Origin of the sequence: Acidovorax sp. SUPP3434, assembly GCF_030159015.1 — a bacterium.
In the GTDB taxonomy this organism is placed as follows: Bacteria; Pseudomonadota; Gammaproteobacteria; order Burkholderiales; family Burkholderiaceae_C; genus Paracidovorax.
Genome location: NZ_BQXL01000016.1, coordinates 14,105 through 39,176, shown reverse-complemented (window position 1 = coordinate 39,176; position 25,072 = coordinate 14,105). Strand labels below are relative to the sequence as shown.

Here is a 25,072-nt window from a genome sequence, read left to right as displayed (position 1 = left end):
GGGTCTGCGCAATCCCAGCCTTCAGTCGGCCAGCAGGCCCGCCACCCGTTCGCGCAGCAGATCGGGCTGCACCAGCGTGGCCGGCACGGCCGGCCCGACGTTCAGGCCCACCCGGTTGAACAGGCCGCGCCGGAAGGGCCGCGCCATCGCGGTGCCGCGCTCGATGCGGCTGAAATACGAGCCCCACAGGTTGGTCAGCGCCATCGGGATCACCGGGGGCACCACGCCTTCTTCGCGGGCGCGTTCGAGAATCTTCATGATGCCGCCCTTGAACGGCTGCAGCTGCCCATCGCGCGTGATGCCACCCTCGGGAAAGATGGCCAGCAAATCCCCTTCCCGCAGCACCTGCGCGGCGCGCTCGAACGCCGCGGCATAGACCGCCGGATCGTCCTTTTGCGGGGCGATGGGAATGGCCTTGGCCAAGCGGAACAGCCAGCCGAGCACCGGCACGCGGAAGATGCGGTGGTCCATCACGAAGTAGATCGGGCGCGGGCTGGCGGCCATGAGCAGCACCGCGTCCACGAAGCTCACGTGGTTGCACACCAGAATGGCCGCGCCCTGGGTGGGCAGGTGCTCGTCGCCCCGGATCCTGAAGCGGTAGACGAAGCGCGAGGCCACCCACGCCACGAAACGCAGCAGGTACTCGGGCACCAGCAGGAAGATGTAGAACGCCACGATGGCGTTGGCGATGCCCGTGAACAGGAAGATCTGCGGCACAGAAAAGCCCGCGCCCAGCAGCGCCCCGGCGATCAGCGAGCTGCCGATCATGAACAGCGCGTTCAGGATGTTGTTGGCCGCGATGATGCGCGCCCGGTGCGTGGGCTGGCTGCGCATCTGGATCAGGGCATACATGGGCACGCTGTACAGGCCGGCGAACAGGCTCAGCAGCGCCAGGTCGGCCATCACGCGCCAGTGCGCGGCCTGCCCCACGAAGGCGCCCAGCCCCATCTCGGGCGCGGGCGGCAGGGAGCGGGAGGCGAAGTACAGGTCGATGGCGAATACGCTCATGCCGATGGCGCCCAGCGGCACCAGGCCGATTTCCACGTGCCGGCGGCTCAGCACCTCGCACAGCAGCGAACCCACGCCGATGCCCACCGAGAACACCACCAGCAGCAGCGAGGCCACGTGCGCATCGCCGTGCAGCACCTCCTTCGCAAAGCTCGGAAACTGTGAGAGGAACACCGCGCCGAAGAACCACATCCAGCTGATGCCCAGCAGCGAGCGGAACACCACGGGGCTCGCGTGCGCGAGCTTCAGGTTGCGCCAGGTCTCGGTCACCGGGTTCCAGTTGATCGACAGGCCCGGGTCGGTGGCCGGCACGCTCGGAATGAACTGCGCCACCGCGCGCCCGGCCAAGGCCAGCAGCACGCAGGCCGCCGCCACCCAGGCATGGCCGATGTCCGGCACCGCCACCAGCAGCCCGCCCGCCACCTGGCCCAGCAGGATGGCGACGAAAGTGCCCATCTCCACCATGCCGTTGCCGCCCGTCAGCTCGCGCTCATCCAGCACCTGGGGCATGTACGCGAACTTGACCGGCCCGAACAGCGTGGAATGCAGCCCCATGAGGAAGGTGCAGGCCAGCAGCACGGCGGCGCTGGAGGCGAGGAACCCCCAGGCCGCCACCAGCATGATGGCGATCTCCAGGTTCTTCACGAAGCGGATCATGCGGGTCTTGTCGAACTTGTCCGTCAGCTGCCCCGATGTGGCCGAAAACAGCAGGAAGGGCAGGATGAACAGCGCGCCGATCACGAGGCCAGCCATGGACGGCGGCATCCACGACACGCTGAGCTGGTAGGTCACCATCACCGTGAAGGCGAACTTGAACAGGTTGTCGTTCGCCGCGCCGGCGAACTGCGTCCAGAAGAAGGGTGCGAAGCGGCGCTGGCGCAGCAGGGCGAACTGGTTGGGGTGCGACGGCTCGGCCGCGCGGGGGTGGTCGGCCATGCGGGCCTGTTCTTGGCTCATGCCGTGCTCCTGTGTGGAATGGTTCTTCAGACGCGTTGCGCCGCGGCGCCAGGCTGGGCCCCCTCGTCCGCGCTGGCGGCGATTGTGCCCCGGCGCAGGCCCGTTGCGGCCGCCGCCGGGCGGCGCCAGGGCACCGCCCGCACGCACTGGGCCCAGTAGGCGCCCGGCAGTGGGGCGCGGTGCGGTGCCAGCGCTGCGATCACCGGCCATGCGGCCAGGGCCGCCGCCACGTGCTTGAGACTGTGGCCCGACACCCAGCCGCCCGTCCAGCCGAACACCGCGTGGTCGCCCAACTCCAGCAGCTTGGCCAGGGCATACCAGCCGATCACGGCAACCAGCGACAGGGGCGGCCGGCCGGACCGCGCCGGCACCATCGCCAGCGCCGCGACCAGCAGCATGCCCCCGCCTTGCAGCACGCCCCAGGGCAGCACCTGCCCCGCCATGCCCCAGGCCCGCAGCGACCACGCGCCCGCCAGCGGCACCACACAGGCCAGCACCCAGGCGGGCCGCGCACCCATGCGCCCATCGACCGCCAGACCCAGCAGCCCGGTGAAGGCCACCAGCATGCCCATGCGGTCCCAGAGCAGCGTGATGTCGTGCGGCACCGCGTGGTACAGCGCCGAGGCGCCGGCCGTGAGCAGCAGGCCCGAGAAGAAGATCGCCGACATCACCGCCGTGGTGGTGCGGCCGGTGCCGGCCGCCTGCGCCGCCCCCTCGCCGCGCCCGCCAGCCTTGCCGCTGCGCACCCATTGCACCAGGCGCCGCACGCCCAGCAGCCCCATGAGGGCGAACGGCAGGTTGGTGAGCACGTCCATGGCATGCGCGATGCCCCACAGCGTGCGCTGATCGGCAAAGGCATGCTGGTGCGGGTCCGCCGCCACCTGCGGGCCCCAGGCGCCCACGGCGGCCAGCACCGCCAGGGCGCCATACAAGGCCCATTCGGCCGGGGCCGGACGCGAGAGGAAGGCACGGGAAAAAGAACGAGCGGACAACGGCATGGACGAAACTCCGGAAGGCAGCGGGATGGAACGGGGGACGGGACGGGGAAGGGACGGGCAATGGAACGCAGTCTCTACGCACTTGCCACGCCAAGGCGCACGAAACGCGCCCAGGCCCATCGCCAGCCACGCCGGGTATCCATAATCGATACCCATGAGCACCACCGCCGACCTCGTTACCGCCCTCAAGAAGGAACTCAAATCCGCGCAGATGACCTATGCGGACCTGGCCCAGGCGCTGGGGATGGCCGAGTCCAGCGTCAAGCGCATGCTGGCCAAGGGCGACATGCCGCTGTCGCGCATCGATGCGATCTGCCGGGCGCTGGCGCTCGATTTCGCCGACCTGGCGCGGCGCGTGGCCGACAGCCAGCCGTTGCTCAAGGAGCTGAGCCAGGCGCAGGAAACGGCCGTGGTGGCCGACAAGAAGCTGATGCTCATGGCGATCTGCGTGCTGAGCCAGTGGACGCTGGAGCAGATCGTGACCACCTACCGCCTGAGCGAGGCCGAGGGCGTGAAGTACCTCGCGCAGCTCGACCGCATCGGCATCATCGAATTGCGCCCCCTGAACCGCTACCGCCTCAAGCTCGCCAAGACCTTTCGCTGGCGCCCCCACGGCCCGGTGATGCACTACTTTCGCGACCATGCGCTGCTCGACTACTTCGCCGGCAGCTTCGACGGCCCGGGCGAAGGCGTGCTGCTGGTGCACGGTGCGATCAGCCGCAGCCTGGCGCCGGCCTTCTGGGAGCGCATGCAGCGCGTAGCGCACGATTTCGCGCAGCAGCACCTGGCCGACCAGCGCATGCCCGAGCGCGAACGCGAGGGCTACACCGTCCTGCTGGCGCTGCGCAGCTGGGAGTTCGACGTGTTCACCAGCATGCGAAGGTAAATCGCATTCCGCGCCCTGCCACGTGGTCCGAGAGCGGCCATTTCGAGCTCTCGCGAAGCCTGGCGGCCAAGACAGGCAGTGATGCCGCGGGTCACTTCAAGGATGAAAAAACAGGCTTGAGAGCGCTGCAAATGGACGTCGCGAGTTCCTCCTGCTGTTGAATCCCGAAGTGGACCGAGCAGTCGAAATGCCGAGCCCAGGTGATCCGTTTGAGAGAAGAATCCACCAGCCGTATGGACGCACGGATGCGCTCGGTGTCGATGCGCAGGCTGCTTTCGACGCAATGGTGCGACCTGCCGCGCTGGCTGGTCCCTCCAGGGTCACCGGCATTCGGCCCGGCCGATGACGCGGGCGCCACCAACACGTCTCCAAAAGCACGAAAGAGCTGGTTCACCAGTTCCTCATAGAGCCCGCGGGCGAAAGCATGCCCGTCAACACGCTCCGCAATGCATTGGACCGGCTGCACCATGAGACGGTTGGGATGCACCGGGTCTTCGGGAGGGGATGCAGGGCGGTGGATCACCGGCATGTAGCTACCCACCGGAATGCGGATCTCGATTCCTCCCTGCGGCCTGTGGGCCGCGTAGTAGGCGTCCAGCCTTTGGCGCAGTCGCCCGATCTGAACCCTGACGATCGGGTCTTCACCCGGCATGTAGGCAGAAGCTTCGCGGTCGAAAACCTCGATCCCGATGGTGTGCTCGTTGGTATTGCGATTTTCTCCGGCGACCGCCTGCTCCACGAGAAAACGGAAAAGCCGCTTCATCCGATGCGCCTTTGCAAACGCATCGCTCTCCAATATTGCGTCGCACGCCTCCCTGATTTGATTTTCTTCGATCTCATTCATCTTACGCCTCACTGAGTACCTCATCGGTTAATGGTGCATCCACGCGTGGCCCTCCCAAAAGCCCCAAAAAACGCTGGCACTTCAATCAGGCGACCGGCGCGACTCCAATAACTTGAAAACCATTGGTTGCCGCCATCGCCGGCTTTTCAATACCCGTTTAATGCGCTGCCACGCGCGGCCGACATATTCACCCCTCAACGTGTTTTTCGGGCTGAGCCGTTCTGAATAGATCTGAAAAAAACTGCGCGCCCTCAAAAGGAATACTGTTACGGTAACAGCCGCCAGGAGTTACCGTATCGATACTTCACTTTTTCTTTGCCGGAATTAATATAGCGCCACACCAACCAAATTTGGCAAACGGAACCCCGCCAGCTATGGAGAGATAAATGGCCGACTCACTCCCCGCCGATGTCATTCAGGCAATTGCCATATCCAATGCAAAGTCCATTGGCGAGCAGCCTGCCATTTTGGCGAATCTCGCGCTAGCACAGCAAATATTCAACCAGAATATGCAACAGCAAATCGCCTTGAGCCAGCAGCAGGCCATGAATCAAGTGCAGATGGCCGCCGCCGCAAAATGCGTCACCATGATCGAGAAAAGCGATGGCAAACAAGGCGAGCCTTCCATGGAAAGAATACTCAAAGACATTCAGGAATTCATGAAGGTCATTCAAGAAAAAGCAGCCGGCAACGCATCGGGCCAATAATTCATTCAAGAATGCCATTCATTGCATTTCTTGCAAATGCAATGAACCATCCTCCCAATTCCGGGGTGCGGTAGGTAACCCGCTTTTTTATCAACCTGCAATCCATCTCAAGGAGAAACACCATGGCAACTTTGCCCGAAGAAGTAGTGAGCGCTGTCGCGATCGGCAACCTGAAAGCCATCTCGGAACAGCCCGCGATGCTGTCCAACCTGGCCTATTCCAATACCGTGGCCAATACCAATCTGTCCCAGCAGAACGCGGTGGCCAATCAGCAGGCCATGAACGAACTGGGCATCTCCATCGTTGCCAAGGCATCCAACACGGTGAGCAACATCGGTCCGCTGGAGGCCCGCTCGGCCGTCGATGTCCTGACCAACGACGAACTGGCGCAGACCATCGCCGACATGAAGGCCACGCTGCAGGCTTTCAGCGGTCGTTGATCCCGGCCTCTCAGCGCTGACACGGAGGACAAAACATGATTGATGCACAAGTCACGAGTGCGGTCGCCGTCGGCAATCTGAAAGCCATTTCAGAGCAGCCGGCGATGCTGTCCAACCTCGCGTACGCGAATGTGGTCACGACCAACAACCTGGGACAGCAGAACGCCGTGGCAAACCAGCAGGCGATCGGCGAACTGGGTATTCCGCTGGTGGCGAAGGCCACGAACACCATCAGCACCATCGGACCCATGGAGGCCCGGTCTGCGGTGGATGTTCTGACCAACAACGAGTTGGCGCAATCGATCGCCGATCTGAAGGCGGCGGTGAACGCCTTCGCGGCGCCTTCGGGCGGAAGCGGTGCGGCTGGCCGAGCAACGCTCCGGGCGCTGATGGACAGGGGCCTTCGCGTGGACCCGGCCGGGCAGTTGGTCGTTCCACCGGGTATCACCATCCTTGTCCCCGGAAAAGTGGCCAAGGAGGAGATCCTCATCGATCTCCAGCCCAACTACTTCACCGTGAAGGTCAAGGCGAACGGCTGAATGCGTCGACAAGCTCGATGACAAAGGTGGGGCTGCCTGCGGGCCGCTCCACCCCTTTTCAACGGAGGGAATATGGGAACCATCGAAATCAACAGCGTGGGCGACGACACGCCTCGGCACCCCGCCGTGTCGGCGGTCGCTCTGTCGGGATGGGTGACCGCGCAGCAGCCTTCGGCACTGTCGAACCTGGCGTACGCCAACCAGGTCGGCAATGGCGACCTGAGCGCCAAAGCCCAGGTGGCGCGCCAGGATGCCATGAACCGCCTTCGCCACACGATCGTGGCCTCGGCCGTAGCACGCATCCAGGCGCCGGGGCCTTGCACCGCCCGGTCGTTGGTGACGGCACTCACCAACAACGAATTGGCGCAGACCCTTGCCGGCCTGAAGAGCGCCCTTGGCGCCTTCTCGATGCGGCAGACCACCGCCCCTGTGCGAACGGCCATCCCATGAACCAGGCCACGCGAGAGCCGACGCCGATGGAGCTGCACAACACCCTGCTCATGGAGCAAATCCAGAGCCGGCTGAAAAGCGGATTCGATGCGGCATTGCAGGGCGGCAACTACTACGTGGTCCGAAGCAGCCTGACAGGGGTGCTGTCCGTTCTGGCATCGACCACCATCACCGACGACCACGATGTGGCTTTCGGCCCTCAGCCGTTTTCGCAATGCATCGGCTATGTCAACTCCACCGTCGTCATGCGAACGGCTGAAAAAAACGATTGGGAATCGGACCCCGCCCTCACGCCGGTCCTTCCGAAGAAACACAAAGACAAAGGCACTGAGCAATGAACCAACCCCAATCGCTGGCACAACTGGGCCAGGTCGTCGAAAGCATCGCCGACTCCATGACGAAGGTGGCCACCAACATCGCGATGCTGGGGGTCGAGGGCAACGCCGATGAACAGATGCGGGTCATCACCGAGGAGAACAACAAGGTGCTGGACTACATTCGCCAACTGTACAAACTGCCGCCAGCGCCGGAGCAGTGACATGGCAGCCAGCGGCGCCATCGTGGACGCTCCCCTGTCGGCCGTGGCGGCGCTCAATGCCGTCGCGCTGCCCAGCGCCGAAGCCTCTTACACCCTGATGGTCGAGGTGCTGGAAAGCGATCCCTCCCCACTCATCTTCGGATCGTTGGCCCTGAGCGCCAGCGCCATCATCCGGGGACTGAACGCCTACGAAGCCACCACGGTGGCGGGCAGCCCTGAATAGGGTCACCAGCATGCCACGTCGCGAAACCCCATGGCGGCCTTTGCCGGCACAGGTGGTGGTGGTGGCATTTCCGCAGGCATATCGCCAATATCCCTCCGGCATGGGGCTGGACGGCTATTCAGGCGATTTCATTCTGGTTCAAGCCGACCCAGGCGACATCCAATTGCCTGACAGCGCAGGCGACTGGTTGAACCTTTCGCCGCCCGTGGCACTGTCCCCCGGACTGAGCCGTGTGAATTACGAGGCCACGGACAACACCTTGTCCATGCGCCGTCTGGCGGTTCCAGTCGGTGTCCGAGGAAAGACCTATGCGGTGGAGTTCATGCAGCAGCCCGGTGAACTGGTGCAGACGCAAATGGTGAGGGTGCTGAATTCACCGCTGGCCCTCGATTGCCTGATCGCCGTTTCGTTCATCGCCAGCCTGATCAAGAAGATCCCGATCTCTCCGATCAAGGCGATCGTGGCGGTGATCGCGGTGGTGGCATTGCTTGCGCTGGGAATGGCCGTGTCGTTGTTGCGGCGCAGTTTCATCCTGGTGCCAGAACCCTTGCCGCTGTCCACCGACACCAACGGCGTGCCCATCACCATCGTTCCCGGCGTGTCGGTATCGAATGTCCTGCCACTCGAGAACGTGTTGGCAGAAAACCAGACCATCGCACTGCAGACGATCAAGGCGGTTTATTGGTTGATAAAGGAGGTGCAATGACGTCTGCGACCGGGAGAACCACGGCATGCGTTGGGTCAGGAAAATCCATGGATGACTACACGGGTTTCGGCACCGCCAAGTTTCCGGGGATGGAGTCCCTCGCAAGACCCGAGCCGCCCGGCCCCATGGAACGCAAAGGCGCAAGCCAATATGGATGGCGCAACGGTCTGCCAGCCGCTGAGTTTTGACCTTCAGGGCATAGCCCACCGACCCTCGCGGCCGGAAACACCCGGTCACAACACTTCGCGCCGCGGCGACACCGGCTTGACGTTGGCGGATCACGATGGAGGTGCTGAAAAAAACACACAGCGCTTTTCCAAAGGAGATCGTCATGACCCGCAAGACCATTGCCCTCACCGCCGCCACGCTGGCCCTCGCCGCGATGGGCTCCGTCACTACCGTGGCACGGGCAGCCACCAGTGCCACCGTGATCGTGCAGTCTGGCGGACCGGTGTACCGGCAGCCCGGGCCCGTGATGGTGCAGTACCAGGCACCGCCCCCGCCCCGCCGTGAGGCCGTGCCGCCCCCGCGCCGCGGCATGGTGTGGGAGACGGGCCATTGGGAATGGCGTGGCCATCGCCATGTCTGGGTGGCCGGCCACTGGGTCCGCGCCCGCCCCGGCTATGTCTATCGCCAGCCCGCCTGGGTGCAGCACGACGGCCGCTGGGAGATGCGCCGCGGCGGCTGGGACCGCGACGGCGACGGCGTACCCAACCGCCAGGACCGCCGCCCGGACAACCCGAACCGGTACTGAGCCACGCGGGGCCCGCGCGGCCCCGCGCCCGCCGCATTCCCCCATGGCGGCGGCGCGCCCCCGGCCCATATGCATATGGCGCGCGGCGCATGAACGCTTGCCCACAATGGCGCATCGGTTCTCACCCCGCGTTCAGCGCCCCTCTGCCATGCCGCTCCTCTTTCCCATCACCCACCGCGCCACCCGCCGCATCGCCGCCGCCCTGGCCTGCGCCGCGGCCACCACCTTCAGCTTCGCCGCCCACGCCGACGCCGCCGGCTGGCCCCGGCAGCCCATCACCCTGATCCTGGGCTTTCCGGCGGGCTCGGGCATCGATGTCGTGGCCCGCGCGGTGCAGGAGCCCCTGGGCCAGAAACTCGGGCAGCCCATCGTCATCGACTACAAATCGGGCGCCGCCGGCAACATCGCCAGCGAGTTCGTGGCCCGCGCCCGGCCCGACGGCTACACGCTGGCCTTCGGCACCGCCGCCACGCATGGCAGCAACGCCGCGCTCTACCCAAAGCTGCCCTTCGACGTGGAGAACGACTTCGTCCCCGTGGGCCCGCTGATCGACGTGTCGAACGTGCTCACCATCAACCCCGACGTCATCGACGCGAAGACGCTCCAGGAGTTCGTCGCGCTGGTGAAGGCCCACCCCGGCAAGTACAACTACGCCTCCACCGGCAACGGCGCCGGCACGCACATGGCGTTCGCCGAATTCAATGCGCGCCTGGGCCTGGACATGGTGCACGTGCCCTACAAGGGCGGCCCCGAAGCCATCACGTCGGTGGTGCGCGGCGAGACCTGCTGCATCATGAACCAGGTGCAGACCGTGCTGCCGCACTACAAGGCCGGCAAGGTGCGCCTGCTGGGCGTGACCACCGCCAAGCCCGTGGCCGCCGTCAAGGAGGTGCCCACCATCGCCTCCAGCGGCCTGCCGGGCACGCAGGGCTTCGACAGCTCGATCTGGTTCGGGCTCTTCGCGCCCAAGGGAACGGACGCCGCCGTGGTGCAGAAACTCAACACCGCCCTGCGCCAGGTGCTCGAGCAGCCCGAGGTGCGCGAGCGCTTCGAATCGCAGGGCAACGCCGTGCGCATCGAGACCCCCGCGCAGTTTCGCCAGACCGTCCACACCGACCGCGCCAAGTGGGCCCAGGTGGTGAAGGACGCCCGGATCCGCATCGACTGACCGCACGGCCCGGCCCCCTTCGCCGCGCACGGGGTTTGCGCCGCGCGGCTTCGCTGCTACGATGCACCCCGCAGGAGAGCGAACGGCCCCCGGGCCGCTCCACCGAAGGCGCAAACTCCCATACACGCTCAGGTCCCGTACTGCACCACCATCAAAGCCGTCTGGAGAGCCGCCATGCATGCCATGGCGCACCGAAGGAGCAAGCCCCTCGCCGTGTTGGCGCAGGGTGAATCTCTCAGGTACCAAGGACAGGGGGAGCGGCAGCACGGCAGATCGCCGTCGGCTGCACGCTATCGATTCTATAGCACCACGCCGGCGATCTGCTTGCGCAAACCTTCCAGAAGGCTTGTGAATCATGCGCGTGATCGTTCTCGGTGCCGGCCTGCTCGGCACCACCTCCGCCTATTTCCTGCAACAACTCGGCCACGAAGTGACCGTCATCGACCGCCAGGGCGTGCCCGGTGCGGAAACCAGCTTCGCCAACGGCGGGCAGATCTCGGTGAGCCATGCCGAGCCCTGGGCCAACCCCGGCGCACCGTTCAAGGTGCTGAAATGGCTGGGCCGCGAAGACGCCCCCCTGCTCTTTCGCCTGCGCGCCGACATGCGCCAGTGGCTGTGGGGCCTGCAGTTCCTGCGCGAATGCACGCCGGCCCGCACGCGGCACAACATCGAGCAGATCGTGCGCCTGGGCACCTACAGCCGCGACACGCTGCAGCAGCTGCGCCGCGATACGGGCCTCCAGTACGACCAGCGCACGCAGGGCATCCTGCACTTCTACACAAGCGCCCGGGAGTTCGATGCCGCGCTCGCTCCCGCCGAGCAGATGCGCGCCCTGGGCTGCGAGCGCCGCGTGGTCAGCGCCGATGAGGCCGTGCGGCTGGAGCCCGCGCTCGCCCACATCCGCCCGCAACTGGCCGGCGCCACCTACACGGCCGAGGACGAATCGGGCGACGCCAACACCTTCACGCGCGAGTTGGCCCGGCTGGCGCAGGCAGCGGGCGTGCAGTTCCGCACCGGCTGCCACATCACGGCGCTGCGCACGGCGGGCGGCGCCATCGACCATGCCGAGATCACCAACGCGGAAGGCCGCTTCGAACGCGTGCGGGGCGATGCCTACGTGCTGGCCATGGGCTCGTTCAGCCCGCTGCTGGCCGAGCCGCTGGGCCTGCGCCTGCCCATCTACCCGGCCAAGGGCTATTCGGTCACGATGCCCGTGCGCGATGCCTCGGCGGCCTACGAGGTGAGCCTGACGGACGATGAATTCAAGCTCGTCTTCTCGCGCTACACCAGCGAGCGCGGCGACCGCCTGCGCATCGCCGGCACGGCGGAACTCAACGGCTACCAGCGCGACTTGAACCCCGTGCGCTGCGAAGCCATCGTGCGCCGCGTGGAAGAACTCTTTCCCGGCGCAGGCGACACGCGCCAGGCCCAGTTCTGGACCGGGCTGCGCCCCGCCACGCCCAGCAACGTGCCGCTGATCGGCAAGACGAAAATCGGCAACCTGTTCCTCAACACAGGGCACGGCACGCTGGGCTGGACGCACGCCTGCGGCTCGGGCCGCTCCATCGCCCGCATTGTGAGCGGGCTGGCGCCGGAAGTGGACTTCGCCTTCACCGGCATGCCACGCACGGCCGCGCCCGCGCTCCTGCCGGTGACCTGAAGTCCATTGCTATTATTTTCATAGCAGTCGCCGCATGATTTTCTAGGGCGTGAGGCCAAAAAGGCCCAAAACCCCGTTGGGCCGACCCTGCAAGGGGCGCACGGCCTGCAGGCATGCCGGCGCGGGGCCGCCCGCGGTCACCGGGCTCAGGCCGGCGCGTGCTCGCTGGTGAAGACCGTGAGCACGCCGGTGTAGCCGTACAGCCGGTGGTGGGCGATCTCGCCGCCGGCGAAGAACCCCACCAGCGGCACGTCGCCCAGCGCATGGCGCACGATCTGCAGCTCCGCGCTCGGCCCGCCGAAATGCGGGCCGCCGCGCCCGGAGCAACTCACGTAGATCGCGCCCACGATGTGCCGCTGCACCGGCGCGCGCGCGGCCCCGTCGGCACCGCCGCCCAGGGCCTGCGCCAGCGCGCGGCGCTCGCTGTCGGCCGACGGTGCGGGCAGGGTCTCGGCTTCCTCGGGCGTGAGCTCCTCGCGGATCTCGGCGCAGATGCGCATCAGGTCGGCTCGGGCCGCCGCCACGTTGCGCTGGCAGAACGCCAGGCGCATGCCCTCTTCCACCTGGTCGGCCAGGGCCACGCCCCGGCGCGTGGCGTCGAGCCCCACGATGTGGCGCACCCGGGTGTCCGTGCCGAAATGCCCGGCCCGGCCGAGCGGCTGCACGCCGGCATCCACCAGGCCCGCGAGCGTGGCCCGCACTTCGCGCAGCGCGGGCTGCGGATCGCCGTCGAGCGAGATGTGCAGCGTGTCCAGCAGCGCATCCAGCGCCGGCTGGCCGTCGAGCGCCAGCACCACGTTGTCCTGCGCCTCGGTGATGGTGCACAGCGGCCCCACGGGCTGGCAACCCTGCGTGACGCGCGACAGCAGGCTCACGCCCTCGCTGAAGGCCACGCCCGACAGTCCGCCGTCGAACACGCCGCGCGCGCCGCCCTGCCCCGCGATGTTGCCGTTGCCGCCCACGGCGAACTGCACGCTCGCGTTGCGGCTGGCCGACAAGCCGCCGAACAGGTACCCGGTGGCCGTACGGTCGGCCATTTCATCGATCAGCTCGGCCAGATCGGGCGTGCGGCCGTCCGCGTGCACGAGCGCCGTGTGCGCGACGAACCCGCTGGCCGCATTGCGCGCCAGCGGCGCCACGCCGGAGAACACGCGGTACTGGTCGGACCGCAGGTCCAGCAGCATGACGGACAGTGCCGGCTCGTCGAAGTATTCGGCGTTGTTGGCCGCCACGCCCACGCCCACGGTGCCGCTCCAGTCGGTCACCTCGGGCAGTTCGGCCGAGATGAAGTCGAGCAGGGCCTGCGCCTCGTCCGCATAGTGGTCGGTGATGTAGAGCACCCCCAGGGTGGGCGCGCTGGCGTACTGCGGCAGCGCCATCTGCGCGCGCAGTTGCGCCAGCACCAGCGCGGCCGCCATGCGCCACTGGGGATGGGTGGCGTGGCCGTTGGGAAAGAGTTTCATGGTCGGAGGCAAAGGTCGCGGCGGCCCGCTGCGCGGGCGGCCATGTCGGACAAGAAAGTGCAGGGAGATGCGGTCACGGGCCCGTCCGCTTGCGCGGTGCGGCGGACTTGGCCGCGGCCGGCGCGGCAGCGCGCCGCGCCGCGGAAGGGGGAGCCCCCACGGGCTTCCTGGCAGCGGCCTTTTTCGGCGCAGCGGCCGGCCGGGTGCGCGGGGCTGCGGTGCGGGCTGAGGCAGGGGCCGCGGCCGGCTTGCGGCTGCGGGCGGTTGGCGCCTTGGCATCCTGCGGCGCCTGGGCCATGCGCGTAGCCTCCTGCACGCCCTGCAGCCCCTGGGCGGCCAGTTGCGTGGCCATGTCGGTGGCGGTCTTGAAGGCCTCGGCCGCCGCACCGCGCGTGGCCTCCACCGCGGCCTGGTGCGACGCATCGCCCATCGCCTGGGCTGCGATCTGCTGGAACTGGCTGGTCAGCGCGCCCCACCACTGCATCGGGTCCACGACGCCGGGCAGCGCGGCGGACGCCGCACCTGCGGCTGCGTGGTCGCTGGCGGCGTCTTCTTGGGCCGCGGACTCGGAAGCGGGCGCCTCGGCCGGTGGCTCGCGCTGGGGCTCGCGGTAGGCGGCGGGGCTGGCACGTGCGGGCTCGGGGGCGGGCGCCGCAGGCGATGGCTTGGGCGCGAAGGCACCGGCCAGATCGCCCATCGCCACGTTCATGCCCTTGAGCGTGGCGAGGGTCATCTTCTGCACCTCCAGCGCCTGCACCGTGGCGCTCAACGCGCGCGAGTTCTGCTCCAGCCAGAACTGCACGGCCTTCAATTCATCGATGCGTTTTTCCAGCTCTTCCACGCTGATCGTCGGGGCCACCCAACTGGACAGGCTCGGCATCTGCGGCACGCCGCCCGGCGCGCCTTTGGCCAGGTTCTGGAGGAAGTCGAAGCCCGGCACGAACCTGCCGAAACCGAAGGGGGATGTGTCGCTCATGGCCATTCCTTTGCGATGCGCTGCATGGCGCCGGTGGGGGATGGGACAGCTTAACGCGATTGCCCCGCGGGGCCAACGCCGCGGGCATCGCCCGGCATCGCCAGGGCACCTCGCCGGCACCGCTTTCTGCGCGCGCCTCGGGGCCTTCGAACCCAGCATCCATGCCGCTTGCAGCGTGCAATCCGCGTGCGGCCCGCGCCCGCCGATGCAAACCCCCTAGAATCCGGCGACCAGCATGCTGGAATGTTCACCACTTTTTCCGAGAAATACCAACACCATGGCAACTGCAAAGAAAACCACCGCGCCTGCAAAGAAGGCCGCTCCCGCAGCCAAGAAGGCGGCAGCCCCCGTGGCCAAGAAGGTCGCAGCACCGGCCAAGAAGGCCGCTCCCGTGAAGAAGGTCGCAGCCCCCAAGGCCAAGGCCCCCGTCGCCGCCAAGGCCGCGCCCGCCGCGCTCAAGCCGCTGAAGGAAGTGTTCACGAAGACCTCGCTGATCGCCCACCTGGCGCAGCAGGCCGGCGTCGAGCCCAAGGCCGCCAAGGCCGTGCTCGCAGCACTGGAATCGGCCATCCTGGCTTCGGTGCACAAGAAGGGCTCCGGCGAATTCACGCTGCCCGGCCTGATGAAGATCGGCCTGCAGCAAGTGCCCGCCAAGAAGAAGCGCTTCGGCAAGGACCCGTTCACGGGTGCCGAGCGCTGGTTCCCCGCCAAGCCCGCCTCGGTCAAGATCAAGACCCGCGCGCTGAAGAAGCTCAAGGACGCCACGGTCTGATCGACCGGTGCGCTCCGCGGTGCCTTGGCGGCACCGCCAGCCCAACAAAAAAGCCGGCACCTGTGCCGGCTTTTTTTCATGCGCACCGCGCTCCCATCAGGGCTCCAGATACCACTGCGCCAGGCGCCTGCGCTCGGCGGGGCCCACGCCCAGCCGGTGCTCCAGGTAGCGCAGTACGCCGCCATGGTCCGTCTCCACGGCCTGCAGCGCCGCTTCGAGAAAATCCTGCTGCACGCGCCACAGCACGTTCAGCACCGCCTCCGGCGCGGCCCCGTTCACCTGCGCGGGCCGCCGGTACAACCCGTTGGTGAGCAGATAGTCCTGCATCACCACCTCGCGCGATACGCCCAGCGCCAGCAAGATGAGCGCTGCCGCGAAGCCCGTGCGGTCCTTGCCCGCGGTGCAGTGAAAGACCAGCGGCGTGTCGTTGTCCAGCAGGTGCTCGAACAGCGTGGCGAACTCGCGCGTGTTGTACGCGACGAAAGCGCGGTAGGTGTCGCGCATCAGATCCATCGCGATCTCGGGTGTGAGCGTGTGGCCCGACAGCGCCATCTCCTTGGCACGCTGCACCACCGTCGGCTCGATGGACAGCGGGTAGTAAGCCACGTCGGGCAGCACGTAGGCCAGCGTGGCCCGCTCATGCTCCCCCCGGAAATCCACGGCGCGCGCCAGCCCCAGCGCCGACAGCGCCTGCGCGTCTTCGGGCGTCAGCGCGGCCAGGTGGTCGGAGCGGAACAGGCGGCGCCAGCGCACGGGCCGGCCCTGCTCGCCCGGGTAGCCGCCCAGGTCGCGGAAATTGGTGGCGCCCAGCAGGTTCAGCGAACGGGAGTAGGAAGGTGAGTCGCTCATGCAGCCACTTTATGCGAAAGGCGCGCGGGCCGGAGGGGTGGCCAGGGCATGGCCCATGGCGCCGATCCCTGGGGAACCCCTGCCCCAATCGCGGGGCGCCACCCTATACTGGCTACGGATCACCCGGCCCCGCTGGAAGCCATGGCGGCGGCAAGGATGCAAGTGCACAGAAAGAGGCACGGAGAAAGGACGCAAGGGCGAATGCCTGCCCCTGCCGAACAGGGTCCCGGTGCAGGGGGCCAGGCTCAGCGTGGAGAGGCGCACGACAAGAATCAAAGGCCAGCGACCGCCCACGGTCCGGCCTTCCATTCCATAATTTCAGGAGGGGGCTTGCATCCATGAAGAAGACGCTGGCGAACGCTTCCACCAGAAAGCTCCTGATGCTGCTGGTTCCGGCGCTGATCATCGTCCAGGTGGTGGCGTTCGTCTTCCTGCACTTCGCCAACCGCAACATCGCGCTGGAAAGCGTGGATTCCGCGCTGGAAGGCGGGGCGCAGACCTTCCTGTACACGGCCGCCACGCGCAAGGACAACCGGCAGCAGACCTCGCTGCTGGTCACGAAAGACTACGGGCTGCAGCACACCATCGCCAACGGCAACCGCGCGACCATCGAATCGGCGCTGGCCAGCCAGCTGGCCCGCACGGGGGCCGAGCTGATCGTCCTCACGGACCTCAACCACAAGATCGTGGCCCGCGCTTCCGTGACCCAGTTGCTGAACGAGCGCGACCTGGATCTGGACGCGACGCTGGAGGCCCTCGTGACCGAGGTCAGCGAAACCGGCCGCAGCATCGGCCCGCTGGCCGCGGGCGAGCACACGCCCGTGCTCTACAACTGGGTCAAGGCCACCATCAGCGCCCCCATGCCCATCATGAACATCTTTCTGGGCTATCGCGTCAACACCATGGCGGTGGAGCAGTTCACCAAGATGACGCAGCTGAAGATGGCGTTCCTGTCGCAGGAAAGCGAAGGCGATTTCGTCATCCACACCTCGACCCTGCCCGGCATCGTGCTCAACCGGAGCATCCACGAACACACGCAGTCGTCCGAGAACTTTTCGGCGGAAGGCACGGACGGTGCGCAGTACCGGGCCAAGGTCATCAACCTGGGCGGGCTGCAGGGCTCCAACGTCATCGCGGTGGTGGCCAAGCCGTTCGCGCCGGTCTTCTCGCCTTTCCTGCGGCTGGAGGGGCTGTTCGCCGCCAGCATCCTGTTCAGTTCGTTCCTCTCCATCCTGGCCGCGAACCTCATCACCAACCGGGTGGTCGTGCCGCTTGAGAACGTGGCGCACCGCGATGCGCTGACCCATCTGGCCAACCGGCGGCTTTTCGAGATCAACCTGGAGAACGCCGAGCAGAACCAGCAGGCCCTGAACACCGGATACGCGATCTTGCTGATGGATCTCGACAAGTTCAAGGCCATCAACGACAACTACGGCCACGAAGCGGGGGACGCCGTCTTGAAGGAAGTGGCGCTGCGAACCAAGAAGCACGTGCGCTCGTCGGACACGCTGGCGCGCCTGGGCGGAGACGAATTCGCCATCCTGATGCGCTCGCAGGACCTGCAGCGCGTGCAGGAGGCCGCCGCCGCCATCGTCAACGCCATCCGGCAGCCCATCCAGGTGCGCCCGGACCAGTGGGTGAACGTCGGGGCCAGCATCGGCATCGCGCGCTCGCCCGAGAATTCGACCGTGGCCGCCCAGGTGCTGCATTGCGCCGACCTCGCCATGTACAGCGCCAAGCAGCAGGCCAGCGGGCTGCAGGTGTACGAGGGCACACCGCCAGCGTAATGCCGCGCCGCCACCGCAGGCAACGCGCTCGCGAAGGTGATCGCGTTGCAGCCCGTCCTGCGAGCAGGACCGAATGCGCCAGCGGCTGAGTAGGACAGGTCTGATTGACGTGATTTGAAATTCTGGACCCAATGGATTCCTTCACTCCTCACCCCCTTCACATCCACTCACTGCCGAGGTCCGCACCCCCATGCCCAAGCTCCAAACCGAATCCAGCGCCCGCCATCCCGTCGAGATCCACTACGAAGATTACGGGCAGGGCGCCCCCGTCGTGCTCATCCATGGCTGGCCCCTGAGCGGGCGCTCGTGGGAAGCCCAGATCTCCGCCCTCGTCGAAGCGGGCTACCGCGTGATCGCCTATGACCGCCGCGGCTTCGGCGCATCGTCGCAACCCTGGGAGGGCTACGACTACGACACCTTCGCGAAAGACCTCGATGCGCTGATGACCGGGCTCGATCTCACGGGCGCCACGCTGGTCGGCTTCTCGATGGGCGGCGGCGAACTCGCGCGGTACATCGCGAAATACGGCGGCCAGCGCGTGGCCAAGCTGGTCTTCGCGGGCGCCGTTCCGCCCTACCTCTACAAGAGCGCCGACAACCCGGAGGGCGGACTGGACGACGCGACGATTGCGCAATTCAAAGAGGGCGTCAAAAAGGACCGGATGGCGTTCCTGGAAAACTTCACGCACAACTTCTTCAGCGTGGACGGCAAGCTCAAAGTCAGCGAGGAACAGCGCCAGTACGCCCGCGACATCGCCGCCATGGCATCGCCCAAAGGCACGCTCGACTGCATTGAGGCCTTCGGCAAAACCGACTTCCGCGAAGACCTGAAAAGCGTGAAGGTTCCGACGCTGGTCCTCCACGGCGATGCCGACGCCATCGTGCCGCTGGAAGTGAGCGGAGCCCGCACCCACAAGGCGATTCCTGGCAGCGTACTCAAGGTCATCGTCGGGGCGCCGCATGGATTCAACCTGTCGCATGCGCAGGAATTCAATGCCGCGTTGATCGAATTCCTGAAAAGCTGAGCCATGGCCGAGCCACATGCCCCCATTCCCGCGACCTTCGAAGACTTCGAGCGCGAGGCGCTGGCGAAAGGCTACGAGCAAGCACTCGTTCGCACCTGGGCCCCGCAGCAAATCGTGCAGGAGCATCGGCACGATTTTCATGCGAGTGCATTGGTGGTGGCGGGCGAGATGTGGCTGACGCAGTCGGGCACCACGCGCCACCTGGTGCCTGGCGACATGTTCGAACTGGATCGGTCGGAACCGCACGAGGAGCGCTACGGCCCGGATGGGGCCACGTACTGGGTGGCGCGGAGAACGAGCGCGGCTTGAATCGCCGGATCATCGACAGGAAATGCCGCGTTGGCAGGAATGGTTCGGGTTTTAGTGGTTGGAGCGAGCGCACGCCACCGAACCGCTTGGCCGCTCCACACACGACCGCATCAGGGTGAGGAAAACCATCCGCAAAACAAAAAGCCCCTGGTTCGCAAGAACCAAGGGCTTTGATGACTGGTGGCCTGGGGCGGAATCGAACCACCGACACAAGGATTTTCAATCCTCTGCTCTACCGACTGAGCTACCGGGCCTAAGCCTCAAATTATAACCAGAAAAAAGAGGCGTTCTGAAACTCTGACGACTTAATTGCGTTTGCCGCGGCCCAGGTCCACGCCGAGCTGGCGCAGCTTGCGGTACAGGTGGGTGCGCTCCAGGCCCGTTTTTTCGGCCACGCGCGTCATGGAGCCGCCTTCGCGCGCCAGGTGGAATTCGAAGTACGCCTTCTCGAAACCGTCGCGGGCTTCACGCAGCGGCCGGTCCAGATCGAAGCCCTGGTGCGCATGCGGGCCGGGGTCCTTCGTCACCACGGGCAAGGCCGCCACCGGAGCGCCCTGGGCCTCGGGGGCGGCAGGGGTGGCAGCGGCGGGTGGTGGCGTGGCGGCTGTCGCGGTGGCGGCCGACGACGCCGCCGGCTGGGCGGCGCTGCGCGCCAGGCCCTGTTCGACCGCCTTGAGCAGCTTCTGCATCGTGATGGGCTTTTCCAGGAAGGAAAAGGCGCCGATGCGGGTGGCTTCGACCGCGGTGTCGATGGTGGCGTGGCCGCTCATCATGATGACGGGCATGGTCAGCGTGCCGGCCATGGCCCATTCCTTGAGGAGCGAGACGCCATCGGTATCGGGCATCCAGATATCGAGGAGCACAAGGTCGTACGCATTGGCGGCACGGGCGGCGCGGGCCTGCGTGGCGTTCTCTGCGAGGTCCACGCTGTGCCCTTCATCGTTCAGAATTTCCGACAACAGGTCACGGATGCCCAGTTCGTCGTCGACCACCAGAATGTTTGCCATGGGTTTTGATCAGCCTCGCGATACGTTTCCAAGTGTTGTTAATGTGCCACCACGTGGCCAGGGGCGAATGATAGCGACACTTGCGCGCCGAGCACCACCCCTTCTTCCACCCGATTGACAAGATCGACACGGGCACCATGCTCGTCGGCGATCTTTTTCACCACAGCAAGTCCCAGGCCAGTGCCCCGCGGCTTGGTGGTTACATACGGTTCGAAGGCGCGCTGAAGGATGTGGTTGGGAAATCCCGTTCCGCTGTCGGTCACCGTCAGCCGCACGCGCCGCGACGACTGGCTCCAGCGCGTGGTGATGCGCACGGGTGCGCCGGCGGCCCCGCCCTGCTCGCGGGTGGGCTCGCTGGCGTCCTGCGCGTTCTGCAGCAGGTTGTGAATGACCTGGCGCAGTTGCTGCGCATCGCCCGCGATCTCGGGGCAGCGGGGATCGAGTTCGGCCTCCACGGGCACGGTCGCGTTCTCGGCGCCGTAGAGCTGCAGCACGTCGGTGACGAGGGCGTTCAGGTCGAGCGCATGCAGCTCCGCTGCGGGCAGGCGGGCATAGTCGCGAAACTCGTTGACCAGCCGCTTCATCGCATCCACCTGATCGACGATGGTGCGCACGGATTTGGTCAGCACGGCTTGCTCGGCATCCGGCAGCTTGCCGGAGAGCTTCATCTCCAGGCGCTCGGCGGACAGTTGGATCGGCGTGAGCGGATTCTTGATTTCATGGGCCAGGCGCCGGGCGACTTCGCCCCAGGCCTGTGCACGCTGGGCCGAGACGATTTCGGAGATGTCGTCGAACACCAGAAGGCGCAACGCGTTGGGCAGCTCCGCCCCCCGGGCCACCAGGCTGGTGCCGTTGGCGGCCACGCCCGAGGCGGGCGAGCCGTAAAGGTCGAAGGAATGTTGCCAGTGGTCCAGTCCATGCTGCTCGCGGTCGCCCAGGAAGGCCTCGAAGTGGCCCTGCACGGCACTGGCGAATTCGGCCAGCCCGGGCACGTCGGCCAGCGGCCGGCCTTCGAAGGCGGCCATCGGGGCCCGCAGGATGCGGGTGGCGCCGGGGTTGGTGGAGCGGATGCGCCCCTCGGCGTCCAGCACGATCACGCCCGCGGTGAGGTTGTCCAGAATGGTCTGCAAGTGGGCCCGCGCCGCATCGACCTCGCCCATGCTGTGCTCGACGGCGGTGCGGGCGTCGGACAACTGCTGGGTCATGACGGCGAAGGAGCGGGTCAGCCCGCCCAATTCGTCGTTGCCCTGCAGCACGGCCTTGGGGCTCAGGTTGCCCGATGCGACCTCGCGCACGCCCTCGGCCAGCACCAGCAGGGGGCGTGCCAGTTGGCGGCCCAGCAGCACGGCGAGCAGTACGGCCCCGAAGACGGCCAGGAACAGGCTCAGGGTGAGCGTACCGATGTACATGCGCCGCAGCCCCTCGCGGGCCAGGGCGCGCTCCTGGTACTCCCGGTTGGCCTCCTGCACGGCGATGGCGTTGGACACCAGCACCTGCGGCAGCCGCAGCGTGGCCTGCAGGTAGCGGGGTTCCACCAGGAGCCCCACGCTGGCGTTGCCGACGGCCACGAGGGTCTTGACCCGGGCGTTCTGCACGGCAGCGGGATCGGCGATGTCGTCCAGCCCCTCGATCTGGAAGGTGGCGCGCTGCTGGCGCGCGTTGCGCAGCAACTGGGCGCTGGGCCGCTCGGGGCTGAGATCGAACCGGGATTGCCCGGCACTGGCCACCGGCTGGCCTGCCGTGCTGAACAGCACCACGTCGCTGGCCCCCAGCTGGTCGCGGATGCGTTCGAGCACCACGCCGGCCGCCGCGTCGGGCACCTGCGCCAGTTGGCTGCTGGCGGTGCGTGTTTGCATGGCCATGTCGCTGGCGATCGTGTCCAGCGTGACCCGGGCCAGGCTGACGCCGGCGGACAGGGCGCCCTCCACCTTCACGTCGAACCAGCTTTCGATGGAGCGCGACACGAACTGGTAGGACACCACATAGATCAGCAGTCCTGGCAGCAGCCCCACGACCGCAAAGATGCCTGCCAACTTGACCAGCAGGCGGCTGCCGAAGCGCCCCCGCCGCAGCCGCACCGCCAGGCGCACCACGACCCACACCAGGACGGCGAGCAGCAGCACGGCCACCAGGACGTTCAGGCCGAACAGCCAGGCGTAGTTGCGCTCGTACAGCGCACGGTTGTTGGTAGCGACGGTGAGCAGGAAAAGCAGCACCAGCCCGATCGCGCACATGATCGCCACGCCCACGCCCAGGGCCCAGCGGGAGGCACGGGCCTGCTGTGGCGTGCGGGGAACGCTGTGGTCGTCGGTCATGGCGCGCGCTCGGCCACGGCGCGCACGCTGCGCGACAGCATCAGGTCCCAGCCCGAGCGCCCCACCGCGCCGATCTGGAACGGGCGGGGCAACTGAGACATGTCGAGGCGGAACTGAAAATGCACGGTATAGGGCCCGCCGGAGACCTCGTCCGCGTCGGCGATCTTCCAGCGGCTGATGCGCTGCATGGCGGAAAGCGCATCGCCCAGTTCGTCGAAGTTCTGGCCCAGCGCCACCCCCAGCCCGGTGTTGGCGAACGGCGTGGCGGACTGATTGAGGCGCCACCGGCGCGTGAGCGGCTGGTAGCTCAGCCGCAGGTAGCGCACCGAGTGGGCCACCGCCTTGTCATACCAGTACCAGCGCTCGCGGACCACGTCGGCCTCAGCCACGAAGTACATCGAGATGCCTTTGTAGAGGGCGTCTTCCGCCAGCTCGGGCAGGTCGAAGTGCAGCGTGGTCGACAGGTACAGGCCCTCGTCGTTGGCTTCGACGCGCAGGTCGCCCGCATCGGGCTGCGCCAGCACCGCCGGGGACCACAGCGCCAGGCACATGCACAGTAGCGCGGCCATGGCCACCGCAAGCCACGCGGCAGGGCGCGAAGCGGGCTGTTCAGGCCGCATGTTTTTGCAACAGGGCGTAAAAGAATCCGTCATGATCACCCGGACGATTCTCCGAGACGCCGCCGCTTTCGTCCGGTTTGCCGGGTATTAAATGGCCGGGAGACGGCAGCAAACGGGCGTCGGTGTTGCGCGCAAGAAACGTTTGCACCTGCGCTTCGCCCTCGGTACGAAACACGGAGCAGGTGCAGTAGAGCAGCCGCCCGCCGGGCTGCAGCAGCGGCCAGAGCGTGGCGAGCAGGCGGGCCTGCTGCTGGGCCAGTTGCTCGATGTCGGACTCGCGCCGCAGCCAGCGCACGTCGGGGTGGCGGCGGACGATGCCCGAGGCCGTGCACGGCGCATCCAGCAAGATGGCGTCGAACCGCCCGCCCCCACTGGCGTTCAGCCACCCGTCCTGCGGCCGTGCCGCATCGGCCACGAGGACCTGGGCCCGAACCCCCACCCGGTCCAGCGTTTCGTGGATGCGGGTGGCGCGGTCGGCGTCGATTTCCAGCGCCACGACCTGCATCGGCGAGGCGGCACCCGCGTATTCGAGCAAGTGCGCGGTCTTGCCGCCGGGCGCTGCGCAGGCGTCCAGCACGCGCAGCGGCTGCGACAGGTCCAGCCCCTCCAGCAGCAGCGGCGCCGCCATCTGGGCCGCGGTGTCCTGCACCGAGACGTGGCCGTCTGCAAAGGCCGGCAGTTGCTGCACGGCCACCGGGCGGTCCAGGACGATGCCGAACGGCCCCGCAGGAGATGCTTCTAAATTGATAGCAGATAGCCCTAGTAAATATTGTGCTGGAGTCGTTTTTTGCACATTGACCCGGAGCGCCATCGGTGCATGGGCATTGTTGGCCTGCAGGATCTGCTGCCAGTGCTGCGGGTGGTCCTTGCGCAGCCGGGCGATCCACCAGGCCGGGTGGTTCCACTGGGCGACCGGATCGCCGTCGGTGGCGGCCACCAGCGCATCGCGTTCGCGCAGAAAGCGGCGCAGGCAGGCGTTCAGGAACGGCGCCTGCGCTTGCGATGCCGGGTTGCGCTTGGCCGCCTCCACCGCCTGGTTGACGAGGGTGAACGCCTCGTAAGGCGCCTCGTCGGGCGACCAGGCCAGCGCCAGGGCCGTGCACAGCAGGGCGTCGGCCCGCGGCGGTGGGTTGCGGGGCGCCAGTTGCTTGCGCAGCGCCTGCGCCCGGCCCAGATTGCGCAGCACCTGGAACAACAGCGCCTGCACCCCGGGCCGCAAGCCCGGCTCGACAGCGGCCAAGGCCGCCGTACCCGACTGCCCGCCGCGCACGGCCTGCAGCGCGGTCACCACCGCATCCAACTGGCGCCACAGCGCGGGCTCCATGCGGCGTTCGCCCTCCGCCGGGGGCGGAAAGAAACGGGAGGGCGGGCGCGGCTGCGGATCGGTCATGTTCTGTCTGAGCCTGTCTTGAATAGGAAAAAACCGGTTGCGGTTGCGGACGCCGTAGCGGCCACCCCTCGAATCAATGTCAAACCACCCACGCCCCTCCCGGGATACGGGGATGGGCACGCAGCCTACAGCGTTCTGGCCGCCTTGAACCCGAAGAGCCACGCCAGCAGGCGGGCCGGGAACTGGCCGATGGCCTGGTTGTACTGCAGCGCCGCATCATTGAACTGCCGGGTGGCCAGCGCATTCTGGGCCACCAGTTCCTGCCACCGCTGCGCCCACAAAGGCAGCGCCGCGCCATCGCCGGGTGCTGGCGGAACCTCCGCGACGCGCACCATGGTCAGCCAGGCGGCCTCGAGCACCTCCCGCCCCGTCAGCAGCGCGGCCGCAGCGCCGGCATCCAGCGGGCGGGCCCGCGCGACGGCCAGCGACGCGCCGAACTGGGTGGTGGCGGCCCACAGCGCCGCCCGTGCATCGGCATGTGCCGCGGGCGTGGGACCCTGCGCGGCCTCGTATTCACCCAGCATGGCCATCATGCGCATTAGGTGTGCGTCCAGGCCCCCGAAGGCCTGGATGGCGGCCGAGCGCAATCGCACGATCCGGTTGTAGGCACCCACGGCCCAGAACAGCAGCAGGGCAAGAAAAATCCAGGAGGACAGCATTGCGTCTGCCGAGCCCGCAGGGG

28 protein-coding genes, 1 tRNA gene and 1 riboswitch are annotated in these 25,072 nt (G+C 67.0%); of the genes, 17 read left to right on the top strand and 12 right to left on the bottom strand.

Annotation, left to right across the window (positions count from 1 at the left end; translation table 11 throughout):
- Positions 1-21: 21 nt before the first annotated feature.
- Complete coding sequence (locus tag AVKW3434_RS19845; protein ID WP_284407185.1) at positions 22-1,965, bottom strand: MFS transporter; 1,944 nt, start codon at positions 1,963-1,965, stop codon at positions 22-24.
- 26 nt (positions 1,966-1,991) lie between these two features.
- Positions 1,992-2,963, bottom strand: coding sequence for a hypothetical protein (locus AVKW3434_RS19840; protein ID WP_284407184.1), 972 nt, complete (start codon positions 2,961-2,963; stop codon positions 1,992-1,994).
- Between the two features lie 154 nt (positions 2,964-3,117).
- Between AVKW3434_RS19840 and AVKW3434_RS19835 the strand changes: the two genes are divergently transcribed.
- The gene (locus AVKW3434_RS19835) at positions 3,118-3,849 is read left to right on the top strand and encodes a helix-turn-helix domain-containing protein (RefSeq protein ID WP_284407183.1); all 732 of its coding nucleotides are present in this window, start codon (positions 3,118-3,120) and stop codon (positions 3,847-3,849) included.
- 91 nt (positions 3,850-3,940) lie between these two features.
- On the opposite strand, the gene AVKW3434_RS19830 is transcribed toward AVKW3434_RS19835, so the two are convergent.
- Positions 3,941-4,693 carry a hypothetical protein gene (locus AVKW3434_RS19830; RefSeq protein ID WP_284407182.1) on the bottom strand — a complete coding sequence of 251 codons (753 nt, stop codon included), beginning with the start codon at positions 4,691-4,693 and terminating at the stop codon, positions 3,941-3,943.
- Positions 4,694-5,079: 386 nt separating this feature from the next.
- Between AVKW3434_RS19830 and AVKW3434_RS19825 the strand changes: the two genes are divergently transcribed.
- The 12 genes from AVKW3434_RS19825 (at position 5,080) to AVKW3434_RS19770 (ending at position 11,878) form a co-directional block, all read left to right on the top strand.
- On the top strand, positions 5,080-5,400 hold the full coding sequence (locus tag AVKW3434_RS19825; protein ID WP_272566816.1) for an FAD-binding monooxygenase: 321 nt from the start codon (positions 5,080-5,082) through the stop codon (positions 5,398-5,400).
- Positions 5,401-5,522: 122 nt separating this feature from the next.
- A complete protein-coding gene (locus tag AVKW3434_RS19820; protein WP_272566815.1) occupies positions 5,523-5,840 on the top strand; it encodes a R body protein in 318 nt (105 codons plus the stop codon).
- A 35-nt stretch (positions 5,841-5,875) separates the two neighbouring features.
- The gene (locus tag AVKW3434_RS19815) at positions 5,876-6,379 is read left to right on the top strand and encodes a hypothetical protein (RefSeq protein ID WP_272566814.1); all 504 of its coding nucleotides are present in this window, start codon (positions 5,876-5,878) and stop codon (positions 6,377-6,379) included.
- Positions 6,380-6,451: 72 nt separating this feature from the next.
- The gene (locus AVKW3434_RS19810; protein ID WP_284407181.1) at positions 6,452-6,829 is read left to right on the top strand and encodes a hypothetical protein; all 378 of its coding nucleotides are present in this window, start codon (positions 6,452-6,454) and stop codon (positions 6,827-6,829) included.
- Positions 6,826-7,167, top strand: a complete 342-nt coding sequence (locus AVKW3434_RS19805) for a hypothetical protein (RefSeq protein ID WP_284407180.1) — start codon at positions 6,826-6,828, stop codon at positions 7,165-7,167. Before AVKW3434_RS19810 ends, AVKW3434_RS19805 begins: the two co-directional genes overlap by 4 nt.
- Positions 7,164-7,367: a Ras family protein gene (locus AVKW3434_RS19800; RefSeq protein WP_284407179.1), complete on the top strand. Its 204-nt coding sequence runs from the start codon at positions 7,164-7,166 to the stop codon at positions 7,365-7,367. The genes AVKW3434_RS19805 and AVKW3434_RS19800 overlap by 4 nt, the downstream gene beginning before the upstream one ends.
- Before the next feature lies 1 nt (position 7,368).
- Positions 7,369-7,590: a hypothetical protein gene (locus AVKW3434_RS19795; protein ID WP_284407178.1), complete on the top strand. Its 222-nt coding sequence runs from the start codon at positions 7,369-7,371 to the stop codon at positions 7,588-7,590.
- A gap of 10 nt (positions 7,591-7,600) precedes the next feature.
- The gene (locus AVKW3434_RS19790) at positions 7,601-8,296 is read left to right on the top strand and encodes a hypothetical protein (RefSeq protein WP_284407177.1); all 696 of its coding nucleotides are present in this window, start codon (positions 7,601-7,603) and stop codon (positions 8,294-8,296) included.
- 47 nt (positions 8,297-8,343) lie between these two features.
- The gene (locus AVKW3434_RS19785) at positions 8,344-8,484 is read left to right on the top strand and encodes a hypothetical protein (protein ID WP_284407176.1); all 141 of its coding nucleotides are present in this window, start codon (positions 8,344-8,346) and stop codon (positions 8,482-8,484) included.
- 143 nt (positions 8,485-8,627) lie between these two features.
- Entirely contained in the window at positions 8,628-9,050 is a 423-nt protein-coding gene (locus AVKW3434_RS19780) for a YXWGXW repeat-containing protein (protein WP_284402473.1), read from the top strand.
- A 148-nt stretch (positions 9,051-9,198) separates the two neighbouring features.
- On the top strand, positions 9,199-10,218 hold the full coding sequence (locus AVKW3434_RS19775; RefSeq protein ID WP_284407175.1) for a Bug family tripartite tricarboxylate transporter substrate binding protein: 1,020 nt from the start codon (positions 9,199-9,201) through the stop codon (positions 10,216-10,218).
- A 151-nt stretch (positions 10,219-10,369) separates the two neighbouring features.
- Positions 10,370-10,480: riboswitch (glycine riboswitch) on the top strand.
- A 93-nt stretch (positions 10,481-10,573) separates the two neighbouring features.
- Positions 10,574-11,878, top strand: a complete 1,305-nt coding sequence (locus AVKW3434_RS19770) for a D-amino acid dehydrogenase (RefSeq protein ID WP_272566804.1) — start codon at positions 10,574-10,576, stop codon at positions 11,876-11,878.
- A 146-nt stretch (positions 11,879-12,024) separates the two neighbouring features.
- Here the strand turns inward: AVKW3434_RS19770 and AVKW3434_RS19765 are convergent, their stop codons facing one another.
- Together AVKW3434_RS19765 and AVKW3434_RS19760 are read right to left on the bottom strand one after the other, a co-directional pair.
- On the bottom strand, positions 12,025-13,341 hold the full coding sequence (locus AVKW3434_RS19765; RefSeq protein WP_284407174.1) for an FIST signal transduction protein: 1,317 nt from the start codon (positions 13,339-13,341) through the stop codon (positions 12,025-12,027).
- 73 nt (positions 13,342-13,414) lie between these two features.
- Positions 13,415-14,317, bottom strand: coding sequence for a PhaM family polyhydroxyalkanoate granule multifunctional regulatory protein (locus tag AVKW3434_RS19760; RefSeq protein ID WP_284407173.1), 903 nt, complete (start codon positions 14,315-14,317; stop codon positions 13,415-13,417).
- Between the two features lie 277 nt (positions 14,318-14,594).
- Here AVKW3434_RS19760 and AVKW3434_RS19755 point away from each other — a divergent pair, with 277 nt between their 5' ends.
- Positions 14,595-15,089, top strand: coding sequence for an HU family DNA-binding protein (locus AVKW3434_RS19755; RefSeq protein ID WP_284402479.1), 495 nt, complete (start codon positions 14,595-14,597; stop codon positions 15,087-15,089).
- Positions 15,090-15,185: 96 nt separating this feature from the next.
- Here AVKW3434_RS19755 and AVKW3434_RS19750 read toward each other — a convergent pair whose 3' ends face one another.
- Positions 15,186-15,938, bottom strand: coding sequence for a tyrosine-protein phosphatase (locus tag AVKW3434_RS19750; protein ID WP_284407172.1), 753 nt, complete (start codon positions 15,936-15,938; stop codon positions 15,186-15,188).
- A 380-nt stretch (positions 15,939-16,318) separates the two neighbouring features.
- Here AVKW3434_RS19750 and AVKW3434_RS19745 point away from each other — a divergent pair, with 380 nt between their 5' ends.
- The 3 genes from AVKW3434_RS19745 to AVKW3434_RS19735 all read left to right on the top strand — a co-directional run bounded on the left by AVKW3434_RS19745 (position 16,319) and on the right by AVKW3434_RS19735 (position 19,058).
- Positions 16,319-17,725 carry a diguanylate cyclase domain-containing protein gene (locus tag AVKW3434_RS19745; RefSeq protein WP_284407171.1) on the top strand — a complete coding sequence of 469 codons (1,407 nt, stop codon included), beginning with the start codon at positions 16,319-16,321 and terminating at the stop codon, positions 17,723-17,725.
- Positions 17,726-17,915: 190 nt separating this feature from the next.
- Complete coding sequence (locus AVKW3434_RS19740; RefSeq protein ID WP_284407170.1) at positions 17,916-18,749, top strand: alpha/beta fold hydrolase; 834 nt, start codon at positions 17,916-17,918, stop codon at positions 18,747-18,749.
- Positions 18,750-18,752: 3 nt separating this feature from the next.
- On the top strand, positions 18,753-19,058 hold the full coding sequence (locus AVKW3434_RS19735) for a cupin domain-containing protein (protein ID WP_284407169.1): 306 nt from the start codon (positions 18,753-18,755) through the stop codon (positions 19,056-19,058).
- A gap of 178 nt (positions 19,059-19,236) precedes the next feature.
- Here the strand turns inward: AVKW3434_RS19735 and AVKW3434_RS19730 are convergent.
- From AVKW3434_RS19730 to AVKW3434_RS19705, 6 genes are all read right to left on the bottom strand, one after another.
- A tRNA-Phe gene (locus tag AVKW3434_RS19730) sits at positions 19,237-19,312 on the bottom strand.
- 51 nt (positions 19,313-19,363) lie between these two features.
- A complete protein-coding gene (locus tag AVKW3434_RS19725) occupies positions 19,364-20,065 on the bottom strand; it encodes a response regulator (protein ID WP_284407168.1) in 702 nt (233 codons plus the stop codon).
- A 38-nt stretch (positions 20,066-20,103) separates the two neighbouring features.
- Entirely contained in the window at positions 20,104-22,380 is a 2,277-nt protein-coding gene (locus tag AVKW3434_RS19720) for a sensor histidine kinase (protein ID WP_284407167.1), read from the bottom strand.
- Positions 22,377-23,000 carry a DUF4390 domain-containing protein gene (locus AVKW3434_RS19715; RefSeq protein WP_502869129.1) on the bottom strand — a complete coding sequence of 208 codons (624 nt, stop codon included), beginning with the start codon at positions 22,998-23,000 and terminating at the stop codon, positions 22,377-22,379. Before AVKW3434_RS19715 ends, AVKW3434_RS19720 begins: the two co-directional genes overlap by 4 nt.
- Positions 22,990-24,324, bottom strand: coding sequence for a 16S rRNA (cytosine(967)-C(5))-methyltransferase RsmB (gene rsmB / locus AVKW3434_RS19710; protein ID WP_284407232.1), 1,335 nt, complete (start codon positions 24,322-24,324; stop codon positions 22,990-22,992). Before rsmB ends, AVKW3434_RS19715 begins: the two co-directional genes overlap by 11 nt.
- Before the next feature lie 191 nt (positions 24,325-24,515).
- Entirely contained in the window at positions 24,516-25,049 is a 534-nt protein-coding gene (locus AVKW3434_RS19705) for a LemA family protein (RefSeq protein ID WP_284407166.1), read from the bottom strand.
- Positions 25,050-25,072: the final 23 nt, after the last annotated feature.

Excerpts from the sequence above, each read along its gene's own strand:
- AVKW3434_RS19715 (WP_502869129.1), bottom strand. The coding sequence starts at position 23,000 with ATGCGGCCTGAACAGCCCGCTTCGCGCCCTGCCGCGTGGCTTGCGGTG.
- AVKW3434_RS19725 (WP_284407168.1), bottom strand. The coding sequence starts at position 20,065 with ATGGCAAACATTCTGGTGGTCGACGACGAACTGGGCATCCGTGACCTG.
- AVKW3434_RS19765 (WP_284407174.1), bottom strand. The coding sequence starts at position 13,341 with ATGAAACTCTTTCCCAACGGCCACGCCACCCATCCCCAGTGGCGCATG.
- AVKW3434_RS19705 (WP_284407166.1), bottom strand. The coding sequence starts at position 25,049 with ATGCTGTCCTCCTGGATTTTTCTTGCCCTGCTGCTGTTCTGGGCCGTG.
- AVKW3434_RS19785 (WP_284407176.1), top strand. The coding sequence starts at position 8,344 with ATGGATGACTACACGGGTTTCGGCACCGCCAAGTTTCCGGGGATGGAG.
- AVKW3434_RS19815 (WP_272566814.1), top strand. The coding sequence starts at position 5,876 with ATGATTGATGCACAAGTCACGAGTGCGGTCGCCGTCGGCAATCTGAAA.
- rsmB (WP_284407232.1), bottom strand. The coding sequence starts at position 24,324 with ATGGAGCCCGCGCTGTGGCGCCAGTTGGATGCGGTGGTGACCGCGCTG.
- AVKW3434_RS19780 (WP_284402473.1), top strand. The coding sequence starts at position 8,628 with ATGACCCGCAAGACCATTGCCCTCACCGCCGCCACGCTGGCCCTCGCC.
- AVKW3434_RS19755 (WP_284402479.1), top strand. The coding sequence starts at position 14,595 with ATGGCAACTGCAAAGAAAACCACCGCGCCTGCAAAGAAGGCCGCTCCC.
- AVKW3434_RS19775 (WP_284407175.1), top strand. The coding sequence starts at position 9,199 with ATGCCGCTCCTCTTTCCCATCACCCACCGCGCCACCCGCCGCATCGCC.
- AVKW3434_RS19835 (WP_284407183.1), top strand. The coding sequence starts at position 3,118 with ATGAGCACCACCGCCGACCTCGTTACCGCCCTCAAGAAGGAACTCAAA.
- AVKW3434_RS19720 (WP_284407167.1), bottom strand. The coding sequence starts at position 22,380 with ATGACCGACGACCACAGCGTTCCCCGCACGCCACAGCAGGCCCGTGCC.
- AVKW3434_RS19805 (WP_284407180.1), top strand. The coding sequence starts at position 6,826 with ATGAACCAGGCCACGCGAGAGCCGACGCCGATGGAGCTGCACAACACC.
- AVKW3434_RS19745 (WP_284407171.1), top strand. The coding sequence starts at position 16,319 with ATGCTGCTGGTTCCGGCGCTGATCATCGTCCAGGTGGTGGCGTTCGTC.
- AVKW3434_RS19840 (WP_284407184.1), bottom strand. The coding sequence starts at position 2,963 with ATGCCGTTGTCCGCTCGTTCTTTTTCCCGTGCCTTCCTCTCGCGTCCG.
- AVKW3434_RS19760 (WP_284407173.1), bottom strand. The coding sequence starts at position 14,317 with ATGAGCGACACATCCCCCTTCGGTTTCGGCAGGTTCGTGCCGGGCTTC.
- AVKW3434_RS19825 (WP_272566816.1), top strand. The coding sequence starts at position 5,080 with ATGGCCGACTCACTCCCCGCCGATGTCATTCAGGCAATTGCCATATCC.
- AVKW3434_RS19770 (WP_272566804.1), top strand. The coding sequence starts at position 10,574 with ATGCGCGTGATCGTTCTCGGTGCCGGCCTGCTCGGCACCACCTCCGCC.
- AVKW3434_RS19830 (WP_284407182.1), bottom strand. The coding sequence starts at position 4,693 with ATGAATGAGATCGAAGAAAATCAAATCAGGGAGGCGTGCGACGCAATA.
- AVKW3434_RS19795 (WP_284407178.1), top strand. The coding sequence starts at position 7,369 with ATGGCAGCCAGCGGCGCCATCGTGGACGCTCCCCTGTCGGCCGTGGCG.
- AVKW3434_RS19845 (WP_284407185.1), bottom strand. The coding sequence starts at position 1,965 with ATGAGCCAAGAACAGGCCCGCATGGCCGACCACCCCCGCGCGGCCGAG.
- AVKW3434_RS19800 (WP_284407179.1), top strand. The coding sequence starts at position 7,164 with ATGAACCAACCCCAATCGCTGGCACAACTGGGCCAGGTCGTCGAAAGC.
- AVKW3434_RS19735 (WP_284407169.1), top strand. The coding sequence starts at position 18,753 with ATGGCCGAGCCACATGCCCCCATTCCCGCGACCTTCGAAGACTTCGAG.
- AVKW3434_RS19820 (WP_272566815.1), top strand. The coding sequence starts at position 5,523 with ATGGCAACTTTGCCCGAAGAAGTAGTGAGCGCTGTCGCGATCGGCAAC.
- AVKW3434_RS19790 (WP_284407177.1), top strand. The coding sequence starts at position 7,601 with ATGCCACGTCGCGAAACCCCATGGCGGCCTTTGCCGGCACAGGTGGTG.
- AVKW3434_RS19810 (WP_284407181.1), top strand. The coding sequence starts at position 6,452 with ATGGGAACCATCGAAATCAACAGCGTGGGCGACGACACGCCTCGGCAC.
- AVKW3434_RS19750 (WP_284407172.1), bottom strand. The coding sequence starts at position 15,938 with ATGAGCGACTCACCTTCCTACTCCCGTTCGCTGAACCTGCTGGGCGCC.
- AVKW3434_RS19740 (WP_284407170.1), top strand. The coding sequence starts at position 17,916 with ATGCCCAAGCTCCAAACCGAATCCAGCGCCCGCCATCCCGTCGAGATC.